Genomic DNA, 22,062 nt, shown 5'->3' on the forward strand with positions numbered 1-22,062 from the left:
ACCATGAGCGAGCACCTCACGCCAGAGGCCGGCGCTGCTGTCGCCGCCGGCCACGTCGACCTCGCGCGTGCTGAGGCAGCCGTGCGCGAGCTCCTGCTCGCCGTCGGCGAGGACCCGGACCGCGAGGGGCTCCAGGAGACCCCGGCTCGGGTCGCGCGCGCCTACGCGGAGACGTTCGCAGGCTTGTACCAGGACCCGGCCGACGTCCTGTCGACGACGTTCGACATCGGTCATGACGAGATGGTCCTCGTCAAGGACATCGAGCTGTACTCGACGTGCGAGCACCACCTCGTCCCGTTCCACGGCGTCGCGCACGTGGGCTACATCCCGAACGTGGACGGGCGCGTGACAGGCCTGAGCAAGCTCGCGCGCCTCGTCGACGTGTTCGCCCGCCGCCCGCAGGTGCAGGAGCGCCTGACGTCGCAGGTCGCGGACGCGCTCGTCCAGCACCTGCAGCCGCGCGGCGTGATCGTCGTGATCGAGTGCGAGCACCTGTGCATGTCGATGCGCGGGGTGCGCAAGCCCGGGTCGCGGACCGTGACTTCGGCCGTGCGCGGGCAGATGCGCAACGCTGCGACCCGCGCCGAGGCGATGAGCCTCATCCTCGGCCGCTGACGACCGGGCGCCGGGCCCGGCGCAGGACGCCCCGACTAGCATGGAGGGGTGCCTCCCGTTGACGTCCCGCGCCACCCGTCATCCCTCCCGGAGAGCCTGAGCACGCTCGACCGGACGCTCGTCATGGGCGTCGTCAACGTCACCCCGGACTCGTTCTCCGACGGCGGCGAGTGGTTCGAGCCGGCCGCTGCCATCGCGCACGGCGTGCTGCTCATGGCGCAGGGCGCCGACATCCTCGACATCGGTGGCGAGTCCACCCGGCCTGGCGCGGAGCGCGTACCCGAGGACGAAGAGCTGCGGCGCGTTCTCCCGGCCGTGCGCGACCTCGTCTCGCGAGGCGCCGTCGTGTCGGTCGACACGACGCGCGCGTCGGTCGCCGAGGCGTCGGTCGCGGCGGGCGCTCAGATCATCAACGACGTCTCAGGCGGCCTCGCAGACCCGGACATGTACGACGTCGTCGCGCGCACGGGCGCGGTCTACGTCGCGATGCACTGGCGGGGTCATGCCGACGTCATGGACGGGCTCGCGGAGTACGCCGACGTCGTCACCGACGTGCGGCGTGAGCTGCTCGAGCGCCTCGCGGCGCTCGAGGCTGCTGGCGTGCGGCGCGAGCAGGTGGTGCTCGACCCGGGTCTCGGCTTCGCCAAGCCGGGCGAGGCGAACTGGCCGCTGCTCGGCAGGCTCGACGAGCTTCTCGACGTCGGCCTGCCCGTCCTCGTCGGGGCGTCAAGAAAGCGATTCCTCGGTAGGCTGCTCGCTGGACCGGACGGGCAGCCGGTTCCTCCGCTCGCTCGCGACGGTGCGACCGCAGCCATCTCGGCGCTCGCGGCTGCAGCCGGAGCGTGGTGCGTGCGAGTTCATGACGTTCCTGGCACCGTCGACGCGGTACGGGTCGCCCATCGATGGGCGTCCGCACGGCGCCACGACTGACGACTCTGGAGGACCACGTGTCCCTGCCACATCCCGGCTCTGTCGCCGACCAGCACGGTCGGCCGCTCGATCAGGTGCGCCTGACGGGCATCCGAGCGAAGGGCTACCACGGTGTGCTCGACCACGAGCGCGCCGAGGGGCAGGTGTTCGTCGCGGACGTCGTCGTGCACCTCGATACCCGACGTGCAGCGGCGGGCGACGACCTGTCGCTCACGCTGAGCTACGCGACGCTCGCCGAGCAGGTCGTCGAGGTCATCGAGGGCCCGGCGGTGCAGCTCGTCGAGACGCTCGCGGAGCAGATCGCGTCCGTCGTCATGGACCACGCGGTCGTCGGGGCGGTCGACGTGTTCGTGCACAAGCCGCACGCGCCCGTGCCGGTGCCGTTCGACGACGTCGTCGTCGCGGTGCACCGTGACCGGACGAAGCTGCCCGCTGCGCGCTTCGACCCGCAGGCGCTGCCAGCTGCGTCGGTCGCGTCGCTGCCGTCGCTGCACGACGACGGCGAGGCTGTCGCGGAGCCCGCGTTCGAGCACGCTCCGGCTCCGATCGAGGCCCCTCTCGGCGCGGACGCGATGCTGTTCGCGAGCGACAACCTGGCCGACGGTACGGCTGCCGACGACGCCGCGGTCGAGCTCGGGAGCGGGGATGTGCCGGTCGAGGAGCCGCCCCTCGGGGCTCCGTCTCTCGAGGCCGCCCCCCTGGAGGGCGTGCCCAGCGCTGACGGCGACGCGGCGGCGACCACCGACGCGGCCGTGCGTGAGGATGCGCCGGGAGGCGGCCTCGGTGCCCTCGGTGCTGGTGCCCTCGGTGCTGCAGCGGGCCTCGGCGACGCCCCGCTGCCGGGCGGTGGCACGTTCGCGAGCGGGGGCGCGCTCCCGGGTACGGGCGGCGCGAGCCTGCGAGGTGGCATGACCTTCCCGCCGAGCACGGACGACCTGGGCGAGCCCGTCCTGCCGTCCGACGCCAGCCGCACGGCTGTCCCTGCGGCGGACGAGCCCGCTCCGGCGCGACGCTTCGACGTCGCCCCGCTCGACGCGACGATCGAGATGCCCGTCCCGGCGCTCGACGACGAGCCTTACGCCGTGGAGGAGCCCGCGCCCGTGGTCTCGCCCGACGAGGCGTCGTCCGACGCCGCAGGTCCGGCGGACGTCTCGGTGTTCGCTGACGAGGCGTCGTCGGGCGACGCAACTGCGCGCCCTGACGCCTTCGCGCCGGCCGAGAGCGCGGCCCCGGCCGACGCCTTCGTCCCGGTCGACGCCTTCGCTCCGATCGACCGCGAGGGTCCGATCGACAGCGAGGCTCTGGTCGGCAGCGCGGCCCCCGTCGACAGCGCCGCAACGGTCGACGCCGTCGCTCCCGTGGAGAGCACCGCACCGGTCGAGGGTCTCGTGACACTGGGGGACGTCCCGCGCCGCACGTCGGCGTTCGCGCCCCTGCGCGAGACTGCGGCGGCTGCCGTGGAGACCGCCCCTGCCACGGAGTCCACGCCCTCCGCCACGGAGGCCATGCCCCTCGTCGAGGACCGTCCGTCTGCGGAGGCCGAGCCCGTCGCCGACGCGGTCGTCGACCCGCAGTCCGGTGCCGAGGAGCAGGCCGAGGCCGCGCCGGAGCCTCCAGCGGTCGAGGACGGTCCCGATCTCATCCCGTTCCCGGAGGACGAGCCGGTGGCCCTGCTCGGGGCGCTCGAGACCTGGCACGTGCCCGACGTCGAGCCGACTGCCGAGGCCGCGGACGAGGCCGCGCCGGTGGCACAGGACGCCCCGGCGTCGGACGTGCTGCCGCCCGCGGAGATCCCCGGTCACCCGTTCTCACCCGTGACTGCCCCCGACGTCGAGGCCGCTCCCGTCGTCGCCCCGCCGGTCACGGCGGTCCCCGGTCACCCGTTCGCGCCGGTGAGCTCGCAGGGGGCCGAGCCGGTTCGTGAGCGGGCCGGTCTGGCGGACATCGCCGACACCCCCCACCCGTTCACCCCGGTCACCGCACCCGAGCTTGCGGGCGCCGTGACGGACGTGCCGCTCGTGGCGGAGGTCTCGGCGCACCCGTTCGCGCCCGTCACCGCTCCTGACGCGGCCGCGGTGCCCGACGTCGAGCCGGAGGTCGAGGCAGCGCCCGCCGTGGCAGCCGAGCAGCCCGACCAGCCGCGCGAGCGCGACCGCATGGACGAGGTCCCGTCCGAGCCGGTCCGGGCGATCCTCGCGCTCGGCGCCAACCTGGGCGACCCCCGTGCGACGCTGCGTCAGGCTGTCCGTGAGCTCGAGTCGTCCGGCGTGATCGACATCGAGGCCGTCGCGCCGCTCGCACGGACGGCCGCGGTCGGCGGGCCCGAGCAGCCCGACTTCCTCAACACGGTGATCATGGTGCGCACGTTCCTGGCTCCCCGTGAGCTCCTGCACCTGTGCCAGCACATCGAGCAGGTGCACGGACGGGTGCGCACCGAGCACTGGGGCCCGCGCACCCTCGACATCGACATCATCACGTACGGCCAGGTCACTGGCGTGACCGACGATCTCGAGCTGCCGCACCCGCGGGCGCACGAGCGGGCGTTCGTCCTGCAGCCGTGGGACCAGATCGAGCCGGGCGCCGTGCTGCCCGGTCTCGGTGGCGGCCCGGTCGACGCTCTCGCCGCGACCGCCCCGGACCTGCAGGGTGTGCGTTGGCTCGCGCTCGACTGGCTCGACGAGGAGCCCGGTGAGGGCTCGGTCGAGGACGTGCCGCCGACGCGCGTGCAGCCGTCCGCCCCGACGCCGCTCGCTGAGGGGGGCCCCGGGCAGTGACTCGCGGTCTGCGCCTGCGGTGGCTCGTCGTCGTCGCGCTCGCTGTCGCGGCGCTCGGCTGGGCTCTCCTGGATCAGGCGCGCGGCCGCGGGACCATGCTGGCGCCCGTCCGCTGGCCGGTGCACGTCGGCCTCGTGCTGCTGTGCGTCGGGGTGGTCGTCGCGGGGCTCCAGGTGCGGTCGTACCTGCGCGGCAGGCGGCCGTCCTTCGACGGTCTTCGTGCGGCACGGACCCTCGTGCTGGCCCAGGCGGCCGCGCTCACCGGAGCGGGGCTCACGGGCTGGTACGTGGCTCAGGTGCTGCTCGTCGTCGGCGACCTCGGCTTCGAGCCGATGCGTGACCGGGCGATCGGTGCGGGCGCCGCGGCGCTCTTGTCCGTCGTGCTCACGGTCGCCGGCTGCATCGTCGAGCGCTGGTGCCGGATCGCGTCGCCCCACGACGACGTCGACGGCCCTGGTGGCCGCGGCGCCGAGCCCGACGGTCAGCCGGCCTGAGGAGCTCGCCCGAGGAACCCGCCCGAGGATCCGGACTATGCTCGCCCACGCGGGCAGGGGGCCCGCGGAGAGGGGGAGCGGTGCCTGCCGACGAGACCGTCCACTGGTCGGGCCCGCTGCGCCAGCAGGTCCGGGCGCGGTGCGAGACGGCGCTCTGGTGGCTCGGCCTGCCTGCCGCTCTGTGGGCGGTCGTCGCCGTCGCGTGGGCGACCTGGGCGTGGATCCCTGCCGGCGCGCTCGCCGTGTGGCTCGTCCTGATCCTCACGACTGCGCGCGCCCACGTGCGGGCGCAGCGCTGGGCCTGCACGGCGGACGCGCTCCTGGCTGAGCGCGGCGTCGTCGTGCGCTCGTCGTCCGCGCTCCCGTGGTCGCGCGTGCGCGCGGTCGAGCTGACCGAGGGGCTGGTCGACTCGCGGCTCGGGCTCGCGTCGCTCGTCGTCAAGGTGCCAGGATTCGGCCTCCCCGTCCGCGGGCTGGCCGCCGACCAGGCACGGACGCTCCGCGCCGAGATCCTCACGCGGGCGGGCCGACCGGTGACCGACCCGGACGCGGCGGCCAGGGCTCTGGTCGCCGAGCACCTGGCAGCCGACGCGCCCAGGGAGGACACGCCGACAGAGGAGCGGACCCAGACCTCGACCGGCGGCGCGGCCGACGCTGTCGCGGACGCAGGCGCCTGGTTCCGCGCGCACCCGGCCTCAGCCGCCGCGACGTGGGTGTCGACCGTGCTGGCGCTGACGGCGTTCGCGGGGTACTTCGTGCTGCGGGAGTCGGAGGATGTCGCGTCGATGGCCGGTGCGCTCGAGCGGCTCGCGTCCGCAGGGCGCGTGCAGGTCGGCGCGGGCGCCGTCGTCGGGCTCGTGCTCCTCGGGACGGTCTGGTCGGAGCTCGTCCGGCGAAGGACGGCGTGGGCGCTCGACGGTGGGCTGCTGCACGAGAGGTACACCGGACGCAGCCGCCGGCACACGACCACCCCGGTCGAGCGCATCGAGCGTGTCGACCTCACGGTCGGGCTGGGGGAGCGGGTGCTGGGCCTCGCGACCGTCAAGGTGATGACAGCCGTGGGCGACGACGCGACGACGATCGGTCCGCTGCCGCGCGACCGCGCGGAGAACCTGCGTGCCCGCTTGCTCGTCGCGGCTCGGGACGCGAGCGACGAGAAGGCGCCGGCCGCGCGGGAGCAGACGCTCGCCGGCACACCCGCGCAACCCGCGCTGCTCGATGCGCACCCGCTCGCCGTGACCGACAAGGCCACGGTCGTGCGGGCGTTCGTCGTCCGCGACCCGCTGCTGCCTGCCGCGCTGGTCGGGGTCGTGGGCACGGCGGTCGCGCTCGTCAGCGGCAGCTCCGAGATGCTCTTCCCGTGCCTCGCAGCGCTCGCGTTCGCGGGCCGCAGGGCGTGGCAGTCCTTCGACTCGAGCCTGGGGCGCACCGTGGCGTCGGCGCCCGAAGGCCTCGTCGTGACGTCGGGGCTCGGGACCCTGACGACCCGCACGCTGCGTCGTGGGCGGACGCACGCCGTCCGCCTCAGCAGGCGACCAGCCTGGTGGGGCGCCGACCTCTGGACCGTGACGGCCCTGGGGGGCGCCTCGGAGGCGGCGGACGAGTCGGAGGAGGACGACGACGAGATGTCCGGCGCCGTCGTCACCGCCGCGGGCGCGGAGACGGCGCTCGCGGTCGCCCAGGCAGCGCTCCCGGACCTCGCCCGTGTGGACAGGCGCTTGCTGCGGGACGTGTGGCCGGCCGCCGACCACGTCGTCGTCCCGGACCCGGAGGTCGACGGCGCCCCCGTGAGCGTGCTCCGCGTCCCCGCGCGGGCGTGGTGGCTCTACCCGTGGACGTGGCGCTGCCGTGTCGCCGCGATCGTCGCGGACGGTGTCCTCGTGCGCACCGGCCGGCTCGCGCCACGGGTGACGTTCGTGCCGTTGCGCCACGTCCAGGGCGTGGCTCTCGACGAGGGGCCGCTGCTGCGGCGCGCTGGTGTCGTCGGTGTCGACGTCCACCTCGTCGAAGGTCCTGTGCGTGTCACGGCTGGGCCGTTCGAGCCCGCCGCGGCTCAGCACCTCGCCGAGGTGCTCGGGCGCGCGGCTGCGGGGGACCTGCGGCTGGACCCGAAGGTGCTCGACGGTGGGAGGATGGGCGCATGACCTCGGAGCTGACTCCCACGAGCGCGCGCGGCGCGGCCGCGAGCAACCCGTTCGACCCGGAGGGCATCGCGTGGCAGCGCGTCTCCTCGCGGCTCGTCATCGCCCGGCAGATCCTCGCGGCGATCTTCCTCGGACTCCCTGCGATCGGCGCCGCCGTGGTCGCCGTGCTCGTGACGCCGTGGGTGTGGATCGGCGCTGGTGTCCTCGCCCTCGTGTGGCTGTGGGCGGCGACCGTCATCTGGCGGCAGGTGCGTGCGATCGGCTACGTCGAGCGCGAGGACGACCTGCTGCTGCGCAAGGGCGTCATGTTCCGCTCGCTCGTCGTCGTGCCGTACGGGCGCATGCAGTACGTCGACGTGACCGCGGGCCCGCTCGCGCGCGCCCTGGGCATCGCGTCCGTGCAGCTGCACACCGCTGCGCCGGGGACCGACGCGACCATCGACGGTCTGGAGCCCGCCGAGGCGGCGCGCCTGCGCGACCGGCTCGCGTCGCGCGGCGAGGCCCAGCTGGCGGGACTGTGAGCGCGGCGGGACCGGAGACGACACCCGTGAGCGCCCCGCCGGAGAGCGAAGCAGGGCTGTCCTGGCGACGCATGCACCCGGTGACGCCTGTCGTGCGCGGCTGGGCCGTGATCGTGGCGCTCCTGTTCGTCGCGCTCAACAACGCCGGCGAGAACCTCGGCGAGGCCGGTGAGGCGGTCCAGGACGTCGGGCTCGGGATCGTCGCGCTCGTCCTCGCGGGTGTCCTGCTCGTGGTCTTCGCGTACTGCGCGCTCGCGTGGCGGATGATGCGCTACGCCGTCGGCCCCGACGCGGTCCACCTCCACAAGGGCATCCTCTTCCGGCAGCAGCGCCAGGCGCGGCTCGACCGGGTCCAGGCGATCGACGTCGTCCAGCCGGTCCTTGCACGGATCTTCCAGCTCGGCGAGCTGCGCATCGAGGTCGCGGGAGGTGCGGACTCGACCGTGGCGATCGGCTTCCTCAAGATCGACGAGGCGAACGCGCTGCGCGCCGAGATCCTGGCGCGCGCCGCAGGCGTGGACCTCGTCGACGGCGAGGCCGCCCCGGTGGCACCCGAGGAGAGCGTCCTCGACGTGCCGTTCGGCACGCTCGTCGGGTCGATCGTGCGCACGTGGGCGCTCCCGGCGTTCCTGCTCGTGCTCGTGGGCCTGTCCGTCGTCGTGGTCATCAGCGGCCAGTGGGGCGTGCTGTTCTCGTTCATCCCTGCGGTGTTCGGCTTCGGCAGCTATCTCGCCGGCCGCTTCTTCGGTGAGGCCAACTTCACGGCTGCGGTGTCCCCGGACGGCATCCGGCTGCGCTCGGGCCTGCTCGAGACGCGTGCCCAGACGATCCCGCCCGGGCGCGTCCAGGCGCTGCGGCTGCGGCAGCCGCTGCTGTGGCGGCGCAAGGACTGGTGGCGCGTCGACGTGACGATCGCCGGCTACTACGGGGGTGCGGAGGCGTCCAAGACGACGTCGAACCTCCTGCTGCCGGTCGGTGACCGGCGCGCGGCGCTCGACGCGATGTGGCTCGTGCTGCCCGACCTCGGTGTCCAGGACCCGCTCGGCCTCCTCGACGAGGCGATGACGGGGTCGGGGCCGAGCGAGCGCTTCGTCACGAGCCCCCGGTCGGCGCGGTGGGTCGATCCGTGGAGCTGGCGGCGCAACGGCTACGCGGTCACTGGTCGTGGCCTGGTGATCCGGGAGGGGCGGTTCACGCGGTCGGTCGTGCTCGTGCCGCACGAGCGTACGCAGTCGCTCGCGCTGCAGCAGGGCCCGCTGCAGCGCCGTCTCGGCCTGACGAGCTTCACGCTGCACGTGTCCGCTGGCCCCGTGGCACCTGTCGTGCCGCACCTCGCTGACGCGGAGGCGACCCGTCTGCTCCTCGAGCAGGACGAGCGCGCCCGCACCGCACGCCTGGGCGCGGGCCCGGAGCAGTGGATGCGGCAGATCGCGGTGCCCGCGGTGGACGCGGCTCCGGCCGCCCCGGACGCGCCCGCGCCCGCGCTCGACGTGCCCGCAGCGCCGCCGGCGCCCGCAGCGCCGCCGGTGCCCGGAGACCGCTCCGCGGACGGGGGAGCGCCCCAGTGACGCAGTCCCAGCGGCCTGGCCGGCTCGGGGTGGGGGTCGTGGGCGCGGGCCGGGTGGGCGCCGTGCTCGGTTCCGCGCTCCGCTCCGTCGGGCACACGGTCGTCGGCGCGTCGGGCGTCTCCGAGTCCTCGCGGGACCGGATCGAGGCGCTCCTGCCGGGCGTGCCGGTGCTCGAGGTCCCTGAGGTCGTGCGGCGCAGCCAGCTCGTCCTCCTCACGGTGCCCGACGACGCGCTCGCGGACCTCGTGTCGGGGCTCGCGACGCTCGGTGCGTGGCAGGCGGGTCAGATCGTCGTGCACACGTCGGGCCGCTACGGCACCGACGTCCTCGCGCCCGCGGCGGCTGCGGGCGCGATCACGCTCGCGCTGCACCCGGCGATGGCGTTCACGGGGACGTCGCTCGACCTCGCGCGGCTCGAGGGCGCGGCGTTCGCGGTCACGTCGGCGCCGATGGTCGCGCCGATCGGGCAGGCGCTCGTCGTCGAGCTCGGCGGGGAGCCGGTCGTCCTCGACGAGAGCCGTCGCGGGCTCTACCACGCGGCTCTCGCGCACGCCTCGAACCATCTCGTGGTCCTGCTCGCGCAGGCCGCGCAGGCGCTCGGTGTCGCGGGCGTCGAGGACCCGGGCCGGATGCTCGCCCCGCTCGTGCACGCGAGCCTCGAGAGCGCCCTGCGCGCGGCCGACGTCGGCGACTCGGCTCAGGCGCCGAGCGCGGGCGACCCGGGTGCGATCGCCGCTCTCACGGGACCCGTCTCGCGGGGCGACGTCGGAACCGTCCGCGAGCACCTCGAGGTGCTCGCCGACCTCGCGGCCGACGAGGACGCGCTCGACGTCGTCGAGAGCTATCGCGCCCTGAGCCGGGCGGCGACGCAGCGCGCCCTCGGCGTCGGGCGCATCGACCCTGACCAGGCGCGCGCCTTGCTCGACACCCTGAACGACTCAGCAGCACCGGAGGACCGACCATGACCACCATCGCCCGCACGCGTGCCGAGCTCGACGAGGCGCTGTGGGCGCCCGAGGAGCTTGCAGGCCTCGACCTCGACGACGTGGGTGACGAGACCGCGCCGCGCCGCGCCGTCGTCATGACGATGGGCGCTCTGCACGACGGGCACCTGTCGCTCGTGCGTGCGGCGCGCGAGGCGGTCGGGCCGGACGGGCAGGTCGTCGTGACGGTCTTTGTCAACCCGTTGCAGTTCGGGCCGGGCGAGGACTTCGAGGCGTACCCGCGCGACCTCGACAAGGACGTGCGGACGCTCGGGGCGGCGGGCGCGAAGGGCCGCGTCGACGTCGTGTTCGCGCCGAGCGAGGACGAGATGTACCCGTCGGGTCCGATCGTCCGCGTGACCGCGGGGCCGATCGGCCAGGTGCTCGAGGGTGCGGTGCGCCCGGGGCACTTCGACGGTGTCCTGACCGTCGTCCTCAAGCTGCTCAACCTCACGGCGCCTGACGTCGCCGTGTTCGGTGAGAAGGACGCGCAGCAGCTCCTCGCGGTCCGCCGCATGGTCCTCGACCTGGACCTGCCGGTCGAGATCCTCGGGGTGCCGATCGTGCGCCAGGAGGACGGCCTCGCGCTGTCCTCGCGCAACGCCTACCTGTCCGACGACGAGCGCGCGCAGGCGCTCGCACTGTCGGCTGCACTGCGCGCGGGTGCGGAGGCGTCCGGTCGCGGGGCTGACGCCGTCCGCGCCGCGGCTCAGGCGGTGCTCGACGACGCCGGGATCGCAGCCGACTACCTCGCGCTCGTCGACGCGACTAACGTGGAGGAGGTGCCGTCGGACTTCTCCGGCCCGGCGCGGCTGCTCGTGGCAGCTCGCGTGGGTACCACCCGACTGATCGACAACACGGCCGTCGACCTGCGCGGGCCCGTCCAGGCCTGACCCGCCGCGTCCGTGGAAGGACACTGATGAACAGCACCCCTCCGGCCTCGTTGATGCGCCCGATGATGATCGCGAAGATCCACCGGGCGACCGTCACGCAGGCCGATCTCCACTATGTCGGCTCGATCACGGTCGACGCGGACCTCTTGCGCGCCGCCGACCTGGTCGCGGGCCAGCGCGTCGACGTCGTCGACGTGACGAACGGCTCGCGCCTGACGACGTACGTCATCCCGGGCAAGCCCGGCTCCGGCCAGATCTGCATCAACGGCGCGGCCGCGCACCTCGTGCACCCGGGCGACGTCGTCATCCTCATCGCCTACGGGATGATGAACGACGCTGACGCGCGCACCTTCATGCCGCACGTCGTGTTCGTGGATGCGGAGAACCGGATCGTCGAGGTCAACGAGGAGCCCGGGCAGGTCCCCGACGGCTATGGCCTCGAGGCGTCCGGCCTGCCGATCGCGGGTTTCCAGCACCCGGTCGGTCCGGCGGACCTCTCGTGACCGGGCCGGTGCTCGCGCGCCGGCTCGAGGCGCCCCAGCCTGGCTGGACGGCGCGCGCTGACGTGGTGGTCGTCGGATCGGGAATCGCGGGGCTGACGGCGGCGCTCGAGCTGCGTTCGCGGCTCGGCGAGTCGGGGCGTGTGCTGCTCGTGACGAAGGGGGAGCTGTCGTCGGGCTCGACGGTGTGGGCGCAGGGCGGCATCGCCGCGGCGCTCGACCCGGCGGACTCGCCTGAGGCGCACCTCGAGGACACGCTCGTCGCAGGTGTGGGCGTGTGCGACCGTGCTGCGGTCGAGGTCCTGGTGACGGAGGGACCGGACCGGGTCCGGGAGCTCGTGGGGCTCGGCGCGCGGTTCGACCGTGCCCCCGGCGGCGGCATCGCGCTGACGCGCGAGGGCGGCCACCACGCGGACCGCATCGCGCACGCGGGCGGCGACGCGACGGGTGCGGAGATCTCGCGCGCGCTGCTCGCGCAGCTCGACGCGGTCGCGTCGGACCCGGGCATCGACGTGATCGAGCACGCGCTCGTCCTCGACCTCATCCAGGGTGAGCCGAGCCGCGACGCGGACGGCGGTGAGGTCCCCGGGGCTGTTGCTGGTGTGACCCTCCACGTGATCGGTGCGGGGCAGCGCGACGGCGTGGGCGCGGTCCTCGCGCCTGCGGTCGTGCTCGCGACCGGGGGGATCGGTCAGGTGTACCGCTCGTCGACGAACCCGGTCCAGGCGACGGGCGACGGTGACGCGCTCGCGCTGCGGGCGGGCGCCGTCCTGGGCGACGTGGAGTTCGTGCAGTTCCACCCGACGGTGCTGTGGCTCGGCTCGGGCATGCGCGGGCAGCTGCCGCTCATCTCGGAGGCTGTGCGTGGCGAGGGGGCGTGGCTCGTCGACATCGACGGCGTGCGCTTCATGCCGGACGTCCACCCGATGGCCGAGCTCGCGCCGCGTGACGTGGTGGCGCACGCGATCGTCGAGCGTCTCAAGGTGACCGACGCGAACCACGTGTTCCTCGACGCGCGCCACCTCGGCGCGGACTTCTTGCGCGAGCGGTTCCCGACGATCACGGACCGTCTCGCCGAGCACGGCATCGACTGGACGACGGACCTCGTGCCCGTCGCGCCGGCGCAGCACTACCACTCGGGCGGGGTCGTCACCGACCTGCACGGCCGCACGAGCGTGCCAGGGCTGTACGCGGTCGGGGAGGTCGCGTGCACGGGTGTGCACGGCGCCAACCGTCTCGCGTCGAACTCCCTGCTCGAAGGGCTCGTGTTCGCGCACCGTGCGGCGGCCGACGTCGCGGAGGGCCTGCGGTCGGGTCGTCTCGTCCCGGTCGAGCCGTCCGAGTACTCGGGCCCGGTCGCGCTCGTGCCTGCGGCGATGCGGTCGCGCATCCAGCGTGCGGCGGCGTTCGGGCCGGGTGTCGTGCGGTCCCACGAGGGCCTCGTCGAGTCGCTCGACCGCCTTGCGGCGGTGCCGATCGACGGTGGTCCGCGTCCGGCGGGTGTGGTCGACGCGCGTCCGCAGGTCGCCGAGTGGGAGACGACGAACCTGCACCAGCTCGCGACGGTGCTCGCGGTGACCGCGCTCGAGCGGACCGAGTCGCGCGGGGGTCACTTCCGTACCGACTTCCCGGAGCAGGACGACGCGTGGCGCGTCCGCGTCGAGGTGAGTCTCGACGCGGAGGGGCGTGTCGTCGTCGTGCACCGCGACGTGGTGGGGGCTGCCGCGGTCGGCCAGGGCGGCGCCCGGGCCTGACCCGTCGCGGCCGCGCCGCATTCCGGACATACTGTTGAGATGGCACGCAGCCGGAGCGGCCCGACGCCGGTGCCCACTGCGGGTGCCAGCGGCTCGGACGCGTTGCGGCGCCCCGGAGGCCACGCCCCGCGGCGCTCTGACGCGCGCGGGCGCGCGGCGCGGGCGGCGGTCGCGGTGGCGATCGTCGCGGCGAGCGCCGCGGTGTCGTACGTCATCGCGGAGCAGCTCGGCGTCGTCGTGACCGTCGAGCGTCGCGGCGCGCCGGTGACGCCGGTGCCGCACGGGAGCGGGAGCGTCGACGCCGCGTCGGGCGTCGTGGGCACAGGCGAGAGCGCAGGCGCGGAGGCAGCTCCCGGCTCGGGTGCGCTCACGGAGCCGCCCGCTCTCCCCCCGGGAACTCCCGACGGTGCGCGCGCCGGCGCGCAGACGCTCGGTAGGTGGCTCGGCCTCGCTACGGCGGACCTGTCGTCCCCGGACAGCGTGACGGTCATCGTGAACAAGCAGCGGCCGCTCGACCCCGGCCATGAGCCGTCAGACCTCGTCCCGGTCGCTGGGAGCCAGGTGCGGTTGCGCGCCGAGGCGGCTGACGCTCTGAAGAGCCTGAGGGCGGCGGCAGCGGAGGCAGACGTGCCGATCGCCGTGCACAGCGCCTACCGCTCGTACGGCGAGCAGGCGCAGACGTTCGAGGGTTGGGTCGCGACGCTCGGTGAGGACCGCGCCGTGGCGCGCTCGGCGCGGGCCGGCCACTCGGAGCACCAGACGGGCCTTGCGGTCGACGTCGTCGCGATGACCGGGGCGTGCCGCACGATCGGGTGCTTCGGCGAGACGCCTCAGGCGGCGTGGCTCGCGGAGCACGCGCACGAGCACGGCTGGGTCGTGCGGTACCAGGAGGGTGCGGAGGCGGTCACGGGGTACGACGCCGAGCCGTGGCACCTCAGGTACGTGGGGGTCGACGTGGCGCGGGCCGCGATCGAGTCGGGTGCGACCTCGCTCGAGACCCTGTTCGGCCTTCCGGCCGCGCCGGGCTACTGAGCGCGGTGCGGTCCCGCACGTCTCGCGTGCTACCTCCCCGGTAGCGTGGGCTCGTGACCGACACTCCTGCCTCCCAGCCCGAGTCCGCTGCTCCGTCCACCCCGGCGGCTGTCCGTGGGATCGCGCCGCTCGACGCGGCGTGGATCGCCCGGACGGTCGCGATCGCGCTCGACGAGGACCTGGGGGCGGCGCCGGGCCGTGACGTGACGACGCAGGCGACGATCGGTCCGGACGTCGTGCGCGAGGCGCACCTCGTGGCGCGCGAGGACGGCACGGTCGCGGGTCTCGCCGTCGTGCCGGAGGTCCTTGCGCAGGTGTGCGCACGGTTCGGGCTCGCGCCCGTCGAGGTGAGCCTCGACGTGGCGGACGGTACCCGGGTGCGTCGCGGCGTCGTCCTCGCGCGGCTGCGCGGGCCGGTCCAGGCGCTGCTCGTGGGGGAGCGGACGTTGCTGAACCTCGCGTCCCGCGCGTCGGGCGTCGCGACGGCGACGCGCGCGTGGTCGGACGTGCTCGACGCCGCACCGCGCGCCGACGGCACGTGCGCGACCGTGCTCGACACGCGCAAGACGACGCCCGGGCTGCGGGAGCTCGACAAGTACGCGGTGCGCTGCGGCGGCGGCACGAACAAGCGCATGGGGCTGTACGACGTCGCGATGATCAAGGACAACCACGTGGTCGCGGCGGGCTCCGTGTCGGCGGCGATCGAGCGGGTGCGTGCGACGTTCCCGGACGTGCTCGTGCAGGTCGAGGCAGACCTGCTCGAGCAGGCGGTCGAGGCCGTCGAGGCGGGCGCGGACTTCCTGCTGCTGGACAACATGCCCGACGACGTCCTCGCGGCGACCGTGCGCGCGGTGAGGGCGCTCGAGCCGACGCACGGCCGGGTCGAGCTCGAGGCGACGGGCAACCTGACGCTCGACCGAGCGGCAGCGGTCGCGGCGACGGGCGTGGACTACATGTCGGTCGGAGCGCTCACGCACTCCGCGCCGATCCTCGACCTGGCGCTCGACCTTCAGTAGGAGCGCGCCGCATCCCGCGAGTCCGTCGGTCCCAGCCCAGTCCGTCGGTCGCATCTGACGGACTCGTGCTGGAACCGACGGAGCCGGCGCCCGGGGGCGCGGCGCCAGTTGGCGCCGGACCGCGTCGCCCAGTCGCTCGTGCTCGGTAGGATTGGGCTCGTGACTCCCGCTGACTCCGCGCAGACTGCTGCGCCCACGCCCCAGGACCCCGCGGCCGCCCCGTCGGACGACACGCCCGAGCAGATCCGGGTCCGCAAGGAGAAGCGTGAGCGCCTCCTTGCGAGCGGCCAGGAGGCGTACCCCGTCTCGGTGCCGGTGACGCACGCGATCGCGGCGGTGCGCGAGCAGTACGGCAACCTCGAGGCGGGCGTCGAGACGGACGACGTCGTCGGCGTCGCGGGCCGTGTCGTGTTCCTGCGGAACACGGGCAAGCTCTGCTTCGTCACGCTGCAGGACGGCGCAGGCGTGCGCATCCAGGCGATGCTCTCCCTCGCGGCTGTCGGCGAGGAGCGCCTCGCGGCGTTCAAGTCCGACGTCGACCTGGGCGACCACCTGTTCGTGCACGGTCGCGTCGGGTCGTCGCGCCGCGGCGAGCTGTCCGTGTTCGCGGACTCGTGGACGATCGCCGCGAAGTCGCTGCGCCCGCTGCCGAACATGTACGAGCGCGAGGACGGCACGACCGCCGAGCTGTCGGAGGAGGCGCGTGTCCGTCAGCGCTACGTCGACCTGATCGCCCGCCCGGCCGCGCGCGACACGGTGCGCCTGCGCGCCGGTGTCGTGCGCTCGCTGCGGGACAACTTCCACCGGCGCGACTTCCTCGAGATCGAGACGCCGATGCTGCAGACGATCCACGGGGGCGCCGCGGCGCGCCCGTTCTCGACGCACATGAACGCGTTCGACATCGAGCTGTTCCTGCGCATCGCACCCGAGCTGTTCCTCAAGCGCGCGGTCGTCGGTGGGGTCGAGAAGGTCTTCGAGATCAACCGCAACTTCCGCAACGAGGGCGCGGACTCGACGCACTCTCCCGAGTTCACGATGCTCGAGGCGTACGAGGCCTACGGCGACTACGACACGATGGCGGCGCTCACGAAGAACCTCGTGCAGACGGCCGCCCAGGACGTCCTCGGCACGACCCTCGTGACGCTGCCCGGCGGCGAGGAGTACGACCTCGGCGGCGACTGGGCCGAGATCACGATGTACGACTCGCTGTCGGAGAAGCTCGGCACCGAGATCACGCACGACACCCCTGACGCGGAGCTGCTCGCGCTCGTCGAGAAGTTCGACCTGAAGATCGACCCGAAGCGGCAGAACCACGGCAAGCTCGTCGAGGAGCTGTGGGAGTTCCACGTCGGCGACCACCTGTACGCCCCGACGTTCGTCCGTGACTTCCCGGTCGAGACGAGCCCGCTCACCCGTGACCACCGGTCCAAGAAGGGCCTCGTGGAGAAGTGGGACCTGTACGTCCGCGGCTTCGAGCTCGCGACCGCGTACTCGGAGCTCGTCGACCCGGTGATCCAGCGGCAGCGCTTCGAGGCGCAGGCGCTGCTCGCGGCGGCGGGCGACGACGAGGCGATGGTCCTCGACGAGGACTTCCTCGCTGCGATGGAGTTCGCCATGCCGCCGAGCGGCGGCATGGGCATGGGCCTCGACCGCCTGCTCATGGCGCTCACGGGTCTCGGTATCCGCGAGACGATCATGTTCCCGCTCGTCAAGCCCCTCGCCTGAGCCTCGCGCCAGACCGTCCGCTGCGGCGCACCCTCGTCACGGGGGTGCGCCGCAGCCGTCTGCGCGCTGTGCCCCGCGCGTGGCGGTCTAGAGGCGCTTCTCGAGCAGCACGACGTCGAGCCACTCGCCCGCGAGCGGCCCGTGCGTCATGAGGCCGAGGCGCTCGCGCGTGCCGACGACGCGGAAGCCCAGCCGCTCGTGGAGGGCGAGGCTCGCCGTGTTCTGCGGGAAGATGCCGCACTGCACGGTCCACACGCCGCCGTCGCGCGCCGACTCGATCAGGCGCTCACCGAGCGTGCGGCCGACGCCGCGGCCCTGCGCCTCCGGGGCGACGTACAGCGAGCTCTCCACGACGCCCGAGTAGACGCAGCGCCCCGAGACAGGGGAGACAGCGACCCAGCCGACGACGCGGTCACCCTCGAGAGCGACGTACCGGTGGTCGGGGAGGTGGCTCGCGTCGAACTCCTCCCAGGACAGCGGCCCGGACTGGAACGTCGCCGTCCCGGTCGCGATGCCAGCCGCGTAGATCTCGAGAACTGCGTCGGCGTGCTCGTCGCGCATCGGGGCGACGGAGAGGGCTGAGGCCTGGGGTGTGGTCATCGAGGGCTCCGTGTGGCGGTCGAGGGGAGTCGTGCAGCACCAGGGTGGCACGTCCGTCACCTGGCCCGCCGCGTTCCCGCCCGGGATCGCCCTGGTGTCTCGCGCAACGCCGAAGGCCCCCAGCACCGTGAGGTGCCGGGGGCCTTCTCCCTGTGGAGGAGGGACGACGGTCAGTTGCCGCCCGACTTGCGCTTGTTGAGGATGTCGAAGGCGACAGCCGCGAGGAGCACGAGACCCTTGATCGACTGCTGCCAGGCAGCGTCGACGCCCATGATCGACAGGCCCATGTTGAGCACACCCATGATGAGTGCACCGATGATGGCCCCGGAGACCTTGCCGATACCGCCGGTGACGGCAGTTCCACCGATGAAGGCGGCGGCGATCGCGTCGAGCTCGAAGTTCACACCGGCCGAGGCGACGGACGCACCGGCGCGGGAGGTCGTGACGACACCGGCGATGCCGGCGAGGAGGCCCATGTTCACGAAGATCATGAAGTTGACGCGCTTGGTGTTGACGCCCGAGAGGACGGCCGCGTGCAGGTTGCCACCGATCGCGTAGATGTGACGACCGAAGACCGTCTTGTTCATGACGAACGTGTAGACGAGGACGAGGACACCGACGATCACGAGGACGATCGGCGTGCCACCTGCCGAGTTGGCGAGGAGGTACGTGATGTACGCGATGAGCGCGGCGATCACGACGTTCTTGATCAGGAAGCCGACGAAGCTCTCGGTGGCGAGGCCCTCGCGGTGGAGCGTCGCGCGCTGGCGGACCCCGCTGACGACGAGACCGACGATGGCGAGCGCACCGATCACGACGGTGACGACGTCGAGGTTGCCCGCGAAGCCGAGGAAGTTCGGCAGCGAACCCTTCGAGATCTGGTTGAACCCGTCAGGGAAGCCCGAGATCGTGGTGCCGGCGATGACGATCGCGAGACCGCGGAAGATCAGCATGCCCGCGAGGGTCACGATGAAGGCGGGGATCCCCACGTAGGCGACCCAGAAGCCCTGCCAGCAGCCGACCAGGGCGCCGATGCCGACCGCGATGAGCACGACGAGGGGCCAGGGGAGGTCCTGCGTGATCATCAGGTAGCCGATGATGCCGCCGACGAAAGCCACGACCGAACCGACCGAGAGGTCGATGTGCCCGGCCACGATGACCATGACCATGCCGATCGTCAGGATGAACACGTAGGCGTTCTGCTGGACGAGGCTCGCGATGTTGTTCGGGATCAGCATCTTGCCGTCCGTCAGCACCTGGAACACGATGACGATGATGACGAGGGCCGCCATCATCCCGTACTCGCGGAGGTTCCGGGTGAGGTTTTGCGTCAGCGCGTTCACGCGTCCGCCCCTTCCTTTTCCTTGGTCATGTAGCGCATGAGGTTTTCCTGGGTCGCTTCCTCGCGGGGCAGCTCGCCGGTGATCCGGCCCTGGCTCATCGCGTAGATGCGGTCGCAGGTTCCGAGCAGCTCGGGCAGCTCGGAGGAGATGACGATGATCGCCTTGCCCGCTTCGGCGAGGGCGTTCATGATCTGGTAGATCTCGTACTTCGCGCCGACGTCGATCCCTCGGGTCGGCTCGTCGAGGATGAGGACGTCCGGGTCGGTGAAGATCCACTTGGCCAGGACGACCTTCTGCTGGTTGCCGCCGGAGAGCTTTCCGGTCAGGGCGTCCACGCTGGGCGTCTTGATGTTGAGGTCCTTGCGGAACTGCTCCGCGTGGCGGACCTCGCCCTGGCCGTCGACGACGCCGAGGCGGGAGATCTTGCCGAGGGCGGACGCGGCGATGTTCCGCTTGATGTCCTCGATGAGGTTCAGCCCGTAGCGCTTGCGGTCCTCGGTGACGTACGCGATGCCGCGGTCGATCGCCTGGCGGACGGAGCGCGGGTTGATCTCCTCACCGTTCTTGTAGAGGCGCCCGGTGATGTTGCTGCCGTACGAGCGGCCGAACATGCTCATCGCGAGCTCGGTGCGCCCGGCGCCCATGAGACCGGCGATGCCGACGATCTCGCCGGCGCGGACGTTGAGGGCCGCGCTCTCGACGACGACGCGCTCGTGGACGATCGGGTGGTGGACCGTCCAGTCCTCGATGCGCAGCACCTCCGCGCCGGGGTTCGAGACGCGCTCCGGGAAGCGGTTCTCGAGGGACCGGCCGACCATCCCGCGGATGATGCGGTCCTCGGAGACGGGCTCGGCGCCGTGCATGTCGAGCGTCTCGATCGTCTGGCCGTCGCGGATGATCGTCGTGGAGTCGGCGATCGCGGCGATCTCGTTGAGCTTGTGGGAGATGATGATCGACGTGATGCCCTGGCCCTTGAGGGAGCGCATCAGGTCGAGCAGGTGAGCGCTGTCCTCGTCGTTGAGCGCCGCGGTGGGCTCGTCGAGGATGAGCAGCTTCACGCGCTTGGAGAGCGCCTTGGCGATCTCGACGAGCTGCTGCTTGCCGACGCCGATGTCCTTGATCTTGGTGTCCGGGCTCTCGCTGAGCCCCACCCGGGCGAGGAGCTGAGCCGCCTCGGCGTTCGTGCGGGTCCAGTTGATGACCCCGCCGCGTGAGCGTTCGTTGCCGAGGAAGATGTTCTCGGCGATGGAGAGGTGCGGGCTGAGCGCGAGCTCCTGGTGGATGATCACGATGCCGCGCTCCTCGGAGTCGCGGATCGTGCGGAACTCGCAGGGCTCGGCCTCGAAGTAGATGTCACCCGTGTAGGAGCCGTGGGGGTAGACGCCGGAGAGCACCTTCATCAGCGTCGACTTGCCTGCGCCGTTCTCGCCGCAGATCGCGTGCACCTCCCCGCGCTTCACCGTGAGGGTGACGTCCTGGAGCGCCTTGACGCCCGGGAAGGTCTTCGTGATACCGCGCATCTCGAGAATGTTGCTGTGCGTGGACATGTCCTCGTCCTCGTGCTGGAGATTTCGGTGTGCCGGGGCGGGGCGTGCAGCCCCGCCCCGGCGGGTGGCGTCAGGTCACCCCGACGTCATGGTCCGTGGTGGACGCAGTGTGAGGTCAGAGACCGATGTCCGAGGCCTTGTAGAAGCCCGAGTCGACGAGGTCCTTCTGGACCGTGTCCTTCGTGACGACCTGCGGAGCGAGCAGGTACGACGGGACGACCTTCTTGCCGTTGTCGTACGTGTCGGTGTCGTTGACCTCGACGGTCTCGCCCTTGATGATCTGGTCGACCATCTTGGCGACCTGCGTGCCGAGCGTGCGGGTGTCCTTCCAGACCGTCATCGCCTGCTTGTCAGCGAGCATGTTGATGACGTTCGCCTTGTCGGCGTCCTGGCCCGTGATGAGCGGCCACTCGGCACCCGGCTTGTACCCGTTCGACTCGAGCGACTGCTCGATGCCGAGGGCCAGCGAGTCGTTCGGGGACAGGACGACGTCGACCTTCTTGTCGCCGTAGAACGAGTTGATGCGGTTGTCCATCTCGGCCTGAGCCTTGGCGGACTCCCAGCCCTGGATACCGATCTTGGTCCACTCGTCGTTCGACTTCGGGTCCTTGCCGGACGGGACGACGAGCTTGCCGTCCTGCACGTAGGGGAGCAGGACGTCCCACGCGCCGGAGAAGAAGAACTTCGCGTTGTTGTCGTCGGGCGAACCGGCGAAGGGCTCGAGGTTGAACTTCTCGGTCGTCGTCGCGAGCTCGAGCTGCTCCTCGATGAACTTCCCCTGGAGCTGGCCGACCTGGTAGTTGTCGAACGTCGCGTAGTAGTCGACAGCGTCCGTGCCGTTGATGAGACGGTCGTACGCGATGACCTTGATGCCCGCCGCGGCGGCGGTCTCGAGGACGTTGCTGAGCGCGGTGCCGTCGATCGAGGCGACGACCAGGACCTTGGCGCCCTGGTTGATCATGGTCTCGAGCTGCTTGATCTGCTCCTCGACCTTGTTGTCTGCGTACTGCAGCGAGACCTCGTAGCCGGCCTCCTTCAGGAGGGACTCGACGTGCGCGCCGTCGTTGTTCCAGCGCTCGAGCGAACGGGTCGGCATCGCGACACCGATGAGTGCGCCGTCGCCTGCGGGGGCGCCGGAGGTTGCGCCCGGGGCGGGCGTGGTGGCGGCGGGGGTCTCGCGCTCGGAGCTGCACGCAGCCATCCCGAGGATGAGCGACGCCGAGCCGGCGATCGCGAGCAGCTTGCGGGTGGTAGACATCGTTGGCATTTCCCTTCGTCTGATCTTGCTGTTCCGGTCGGAACGAAGAACCGGGTGCGTCCGGACCCGGCGTCGACCTCGACGCCTCGTGATCAGACCCACCATCGGGTCGGACCGGATCCGGCGGACACCATCGTGCAGCCTTCACTTCTTGAACGCAACGCTGCGTCGATTTGTTCTGCGACTGAACATATCTCAGCCGCAGCATCCTGCGGAATCCTGGGAGGTAACGATCCGCTAACGGTGGCCACCTGTCCGGATTGCCCGGTGGTAAAAGCGGACATCCCGGGCATCGCGGCGCTGGCGATGGGTTCATCTCGTGTACCGCCGCGGTGACGAAGGTCCCAGGCGAGAGGGCGGCCTCG

The 22,062-nt window shown here is 72.4% G+C and carries 18 protein-coding genes; 14 read left to right on the forward strand and 4 right to left on the reverse strand.

Annotation, left to right across the window (positions count from 1 at the left end; translation table 11 throughout):
• The first annotated feature begins 3 nt into the window (after positions 1-3).
• The 14 genes from folE (at position 4) to lysS (ending at position 16,949) form a co-directional block, all read left to right on the forward strand.
• Positions 4-615: a GTP cyclohydrolase I FolE gene (gene folE / locus HF995_RS12500; RefSeq protein WP_168448130.1), complete on the forward strand. Its 612-nt coding sequence runs from the start codon at positions 4-6 to the stop codon at positions 613-615.
• Between the two features lie 48 nt (positions 616-663).
• Complete coding sequence (folP, locus tag HF995_RS12505; RefSeq protein ID WP_434060862.1) at positions 664-1,545, forward strand: dihydropteroate synthase; 882 nt, start codon at positions 664-666, stop codon at positions 1,543-1,545.
• A 17-nt stretch (positions 1,546-1,562) separates the two neighbouring features.
• A complete protein-coding gene (gene folK / locus HF995_RS13945) occupies positions 1,563-4,319 on the forward strand; it encodes a 2-amino-4-hydroxy-6-hydroxymethyldihydropteridine diphosphokinase (protein ID WP_350308889.1) in 2,757 nt (918 codons plus the stop codon).
• Positions 4,316-4,813, forward strand: a complete 498-nt coding sequence (locus HF995_RS12520) for a DUF3180 domain-containing protein (protein WP_350308890.1) — start codon at positions 4,316-4,318, stop codon at positions 4,811-4,813. The genes folK and HF995_RS12520 overlap by 4 nt, the downstream gene beginning before the upstream one ends.
• A gap of 80 nt (positions 4,814-4,893) precedes the next feature.
• Positions 4,894-6,957 carry a PH domain-containing protein gene (locus tag HF995_RS12525; protein ID WP_168448131.1) on the forward strand — a complete coding sequence of 688 codons (2,064 nt, stop codon included), beginning with the start codon at positions 4,894-4,896 and terminating at the stop codon, positions 6,955-6,957.
• Positions 6,954-7,478, forward strand: coding sequence for a PH domain-containing protein (locus tag HF995_RS12530; RefSeq protein ID WP_168448132.1), 525 nt, complete (start codon positions 6,954-6,956; stop codon positions 7,476-7,478). The genes HF995_RS12525 and HF995_RS12530 overlap by 4 nt, the downstream gene beginning before the upstream one ends.
• A 26-nt stretch (positions 7,479-7,504) precedes the next feature.
• On the forward strand, positions 7,505-9,046 hold the full coding sequence (locus HF995_RS12535) for a PH domain-containing protein (protein WP_350308891.1): 1,542 nt from the start codon (positions 7,505-7,507) through the stop codon (positions 9,044-9,046).
• The gene (locus HF995_RS12540) at positions 9,043-10,011 is read left to right on the forward strand and encodes a Rossmann-like and DUF2520 domain-containing protein (protein ID WP_168448133.1); all 969 of its coding nucleotides are present in this window, start codon (positions 9,043-9,045) and stop codon (positions 10,009-10,011) included. The genes HF995_RS12535 and HF995_RS12540 overlap by 4 nt, the downstream gene beginning before the upstream one ends.
• Positions 10,008-10,922, forward strand: coding sequence for a pantoate--beta-alanine ligase (gene panC / locus HF995_RS12545; RefSeq protein WP_168448134.1), 915 nt, complete (start codon positions 10,008-10,010; stop codon positions 10,920-10,922). Before HF995_RS12540 ends, panC begins: the two co-directional genes overlap by 4 nt.
• A 26-nt stretch (positions 10,923-10,948) precedes the next feature.
• Complete coding sequence (gene panD / locus HF995_RS12550; protein ID WP_286189611.1) at positions 10,949-11,425, forward strand: aspartate 1-decarboxylase; 477 nt, start codon at positions 10,949-10,951, stop codon at positions 11,423-11,425.
• A complete protein-coding gene (locus tag HF995_RS12555; RefSeq protein ID WP_168448135.1) occupies positions 11,422-13,176 on the forward strand; it encodes an L-aspartate oxidase in 1,755 nt (584 codons plus the stop codon). Before panD ends, HF995_RS12555 begins: the two co-directional genes overlap by 4 nt.
• A 39-nt stretch (positions 13,177-13,215) precedes the next feature.
• Positions 13,216-14,208, forward strand: a complete 993-nt coding sequence (locus tag HF995_RS12560; protein WP_168448136.1) for a M15 family metallopeptidase — start codon at positions 13,216-13,218, stop codon at positions 14,206-14,208.
• 53 nt (positions 14,209-14,261) lie between these two features.
• Positions 14,262-15,224, forward strand: a complete 963-nt coding sequence (nadC, locus tag HF995_RS12565; protein ID WP_168448137.1) for a carboxylating nicotinate-nucleotide diphosphorylase — start codon at positions 14,262-14,264, stop codon at positions 15,222-15,224.
• A gap of 159 nt (positions 15,225-15,383) precedes the next feature.
• The gene (gene lysS, locus HF995_RS12570; protein ID WP_168448138.1) at positions 15,384-16,949 is read left to right on the forward strand and encodes a lysine--tRNA ligase; all 1,566 of its coding nucleotides are present in this window, start codon (positions 15,384-15,386) and stop codon (positions 16,947-16,949) included.
• Between the two features lie 87 nt (positions 16,950-17,036).
• On the opposite strand, the gene HF995_RS12575 is transcribed toward lysS, so the two are convergent.
• The 4 genes from HF995_RS12575 to chvE all read right to left on the reverse strand — a co-directional run bounded on the left by HF995_RS12575 (position 17,037) and on the right by chvE (position 21,706).
• Positions 17,037-17,549, reverse strand: a complete 513-nt coding sequence (locus tag HF995_RS12575; protein WP_168448139.1) for a GNAT family N-acetyltransferase — start codon at positions 17,547-17,549, stop codon at positions 17,037-17,039.
• Positions 17,550-17,719: 170 nt separating this feature from the next.
• A complete protein-coding gene (gene mmsB / locus HF995_RS12580) occupies positions 17,720-18,892 on the reverse strand; it encodes a multiple monosaccharide ABC transporter permease (protein WP_350308892.1) in 1,173 nt (390 codons plus the stop codon).
• Positions 18,889-20,439 carry a multiple monosaccharide ABC transporter ATP-binding protein gene (mmsA, locus tag HF995_RS12585; RefSeq protein ID WP_168448140.1) on the reverse strand — a complete coding sequence of 517 codons (1,551 nt, stop codon included), beginning with the start codon at positions 20,437-20,439 and terminating at the stop codon, positions 18,889-18,891. Before mmsA ends, mmsB begins: the two co-directional genes overlap by 4 nt.
• Before the next feature lie 115 nt (positions 20,440-20,554).
• On the reverse strand, positions 20,555-21,706 hold the full coding sequence (gene chvE / locus HF995_RS12590) for a multiple monosaccharide ABC transporter substrate-binding protein (RefSeq protein WP_434060863.1): 1,152 nt from the start codon (positions 21,704-21,706) through the stop codon (positions 20,555-20,557).
• Between the last annotated feature and the right edge of the window lie 356 nt (positions 21,707-22,062).

Origin of the sequence: Sanguibacter hominis ATCC BAA-789 (assembly GCF_012396185.1) — a bacterium.
Lineage (GTDB): Bacteria > Actinomycetota > Actinomycetes > Actinomycetales > Cellulomonadaceae > Flavimobilis > Flavimobilis hominis.

Bases quoted from the DNA above. Each gene is read 5' to 3' on its own strand.
- panD (WP_286189611.1), top strand. From the start codon at position 10,949: ATGAACAGCACCCCTCCGGCCTCGTTGATGCGCCCGATGATGATCGCG.
- folE (WP_168448130.1), top strand. From the start codon at position 4: ATGAGCGAGCACCTCACGCCAGAGGCCGGCGCTGCTGTCGCCGCCGGC.
- HF995_RS12575 (WP_168448139.1), bottom strand. From the start codon at position 17,549: ATGACCACACCCCAGGCCTCAGCCCTCTCCGTCGCCCCGATGCGCGAC.
- HF995_RS12530 (WP_168448132.1), top strand. From the start codon at position 6,954: ATGACCTCGGAGCTGACTCCCACGAGCGCGCGCGGCGCGGCCGCGAGC.
- mmsA (WP_168448140.1), bottom strand. From the start codon at position 20,439: ATGTCCACGCACAGCAACATTCTCGAGATGCGCGGTATCACGAAGACC.
- panC (WP_168448134.1), top strand. From the start codon at position 10,008: ATGACCACCATCGCCCGCACGCGTGCCGAGCTCGACGAGGCGCTGTGG.
- HF995_RS12560 (WP_168448136.1), top strand. From the start codon at position 13,216: ATGGCACGCAGCCGGAGCGGCCCGACGCCGGTGCCCACTGCGGGTGCC.
- chvE (WP_434060863.1), bottom strand. From the start codon at position 21,706: ATGCCAACGATGTCTACCACCCGCAAGCTGCTCGCGATCGCCGGCTCG.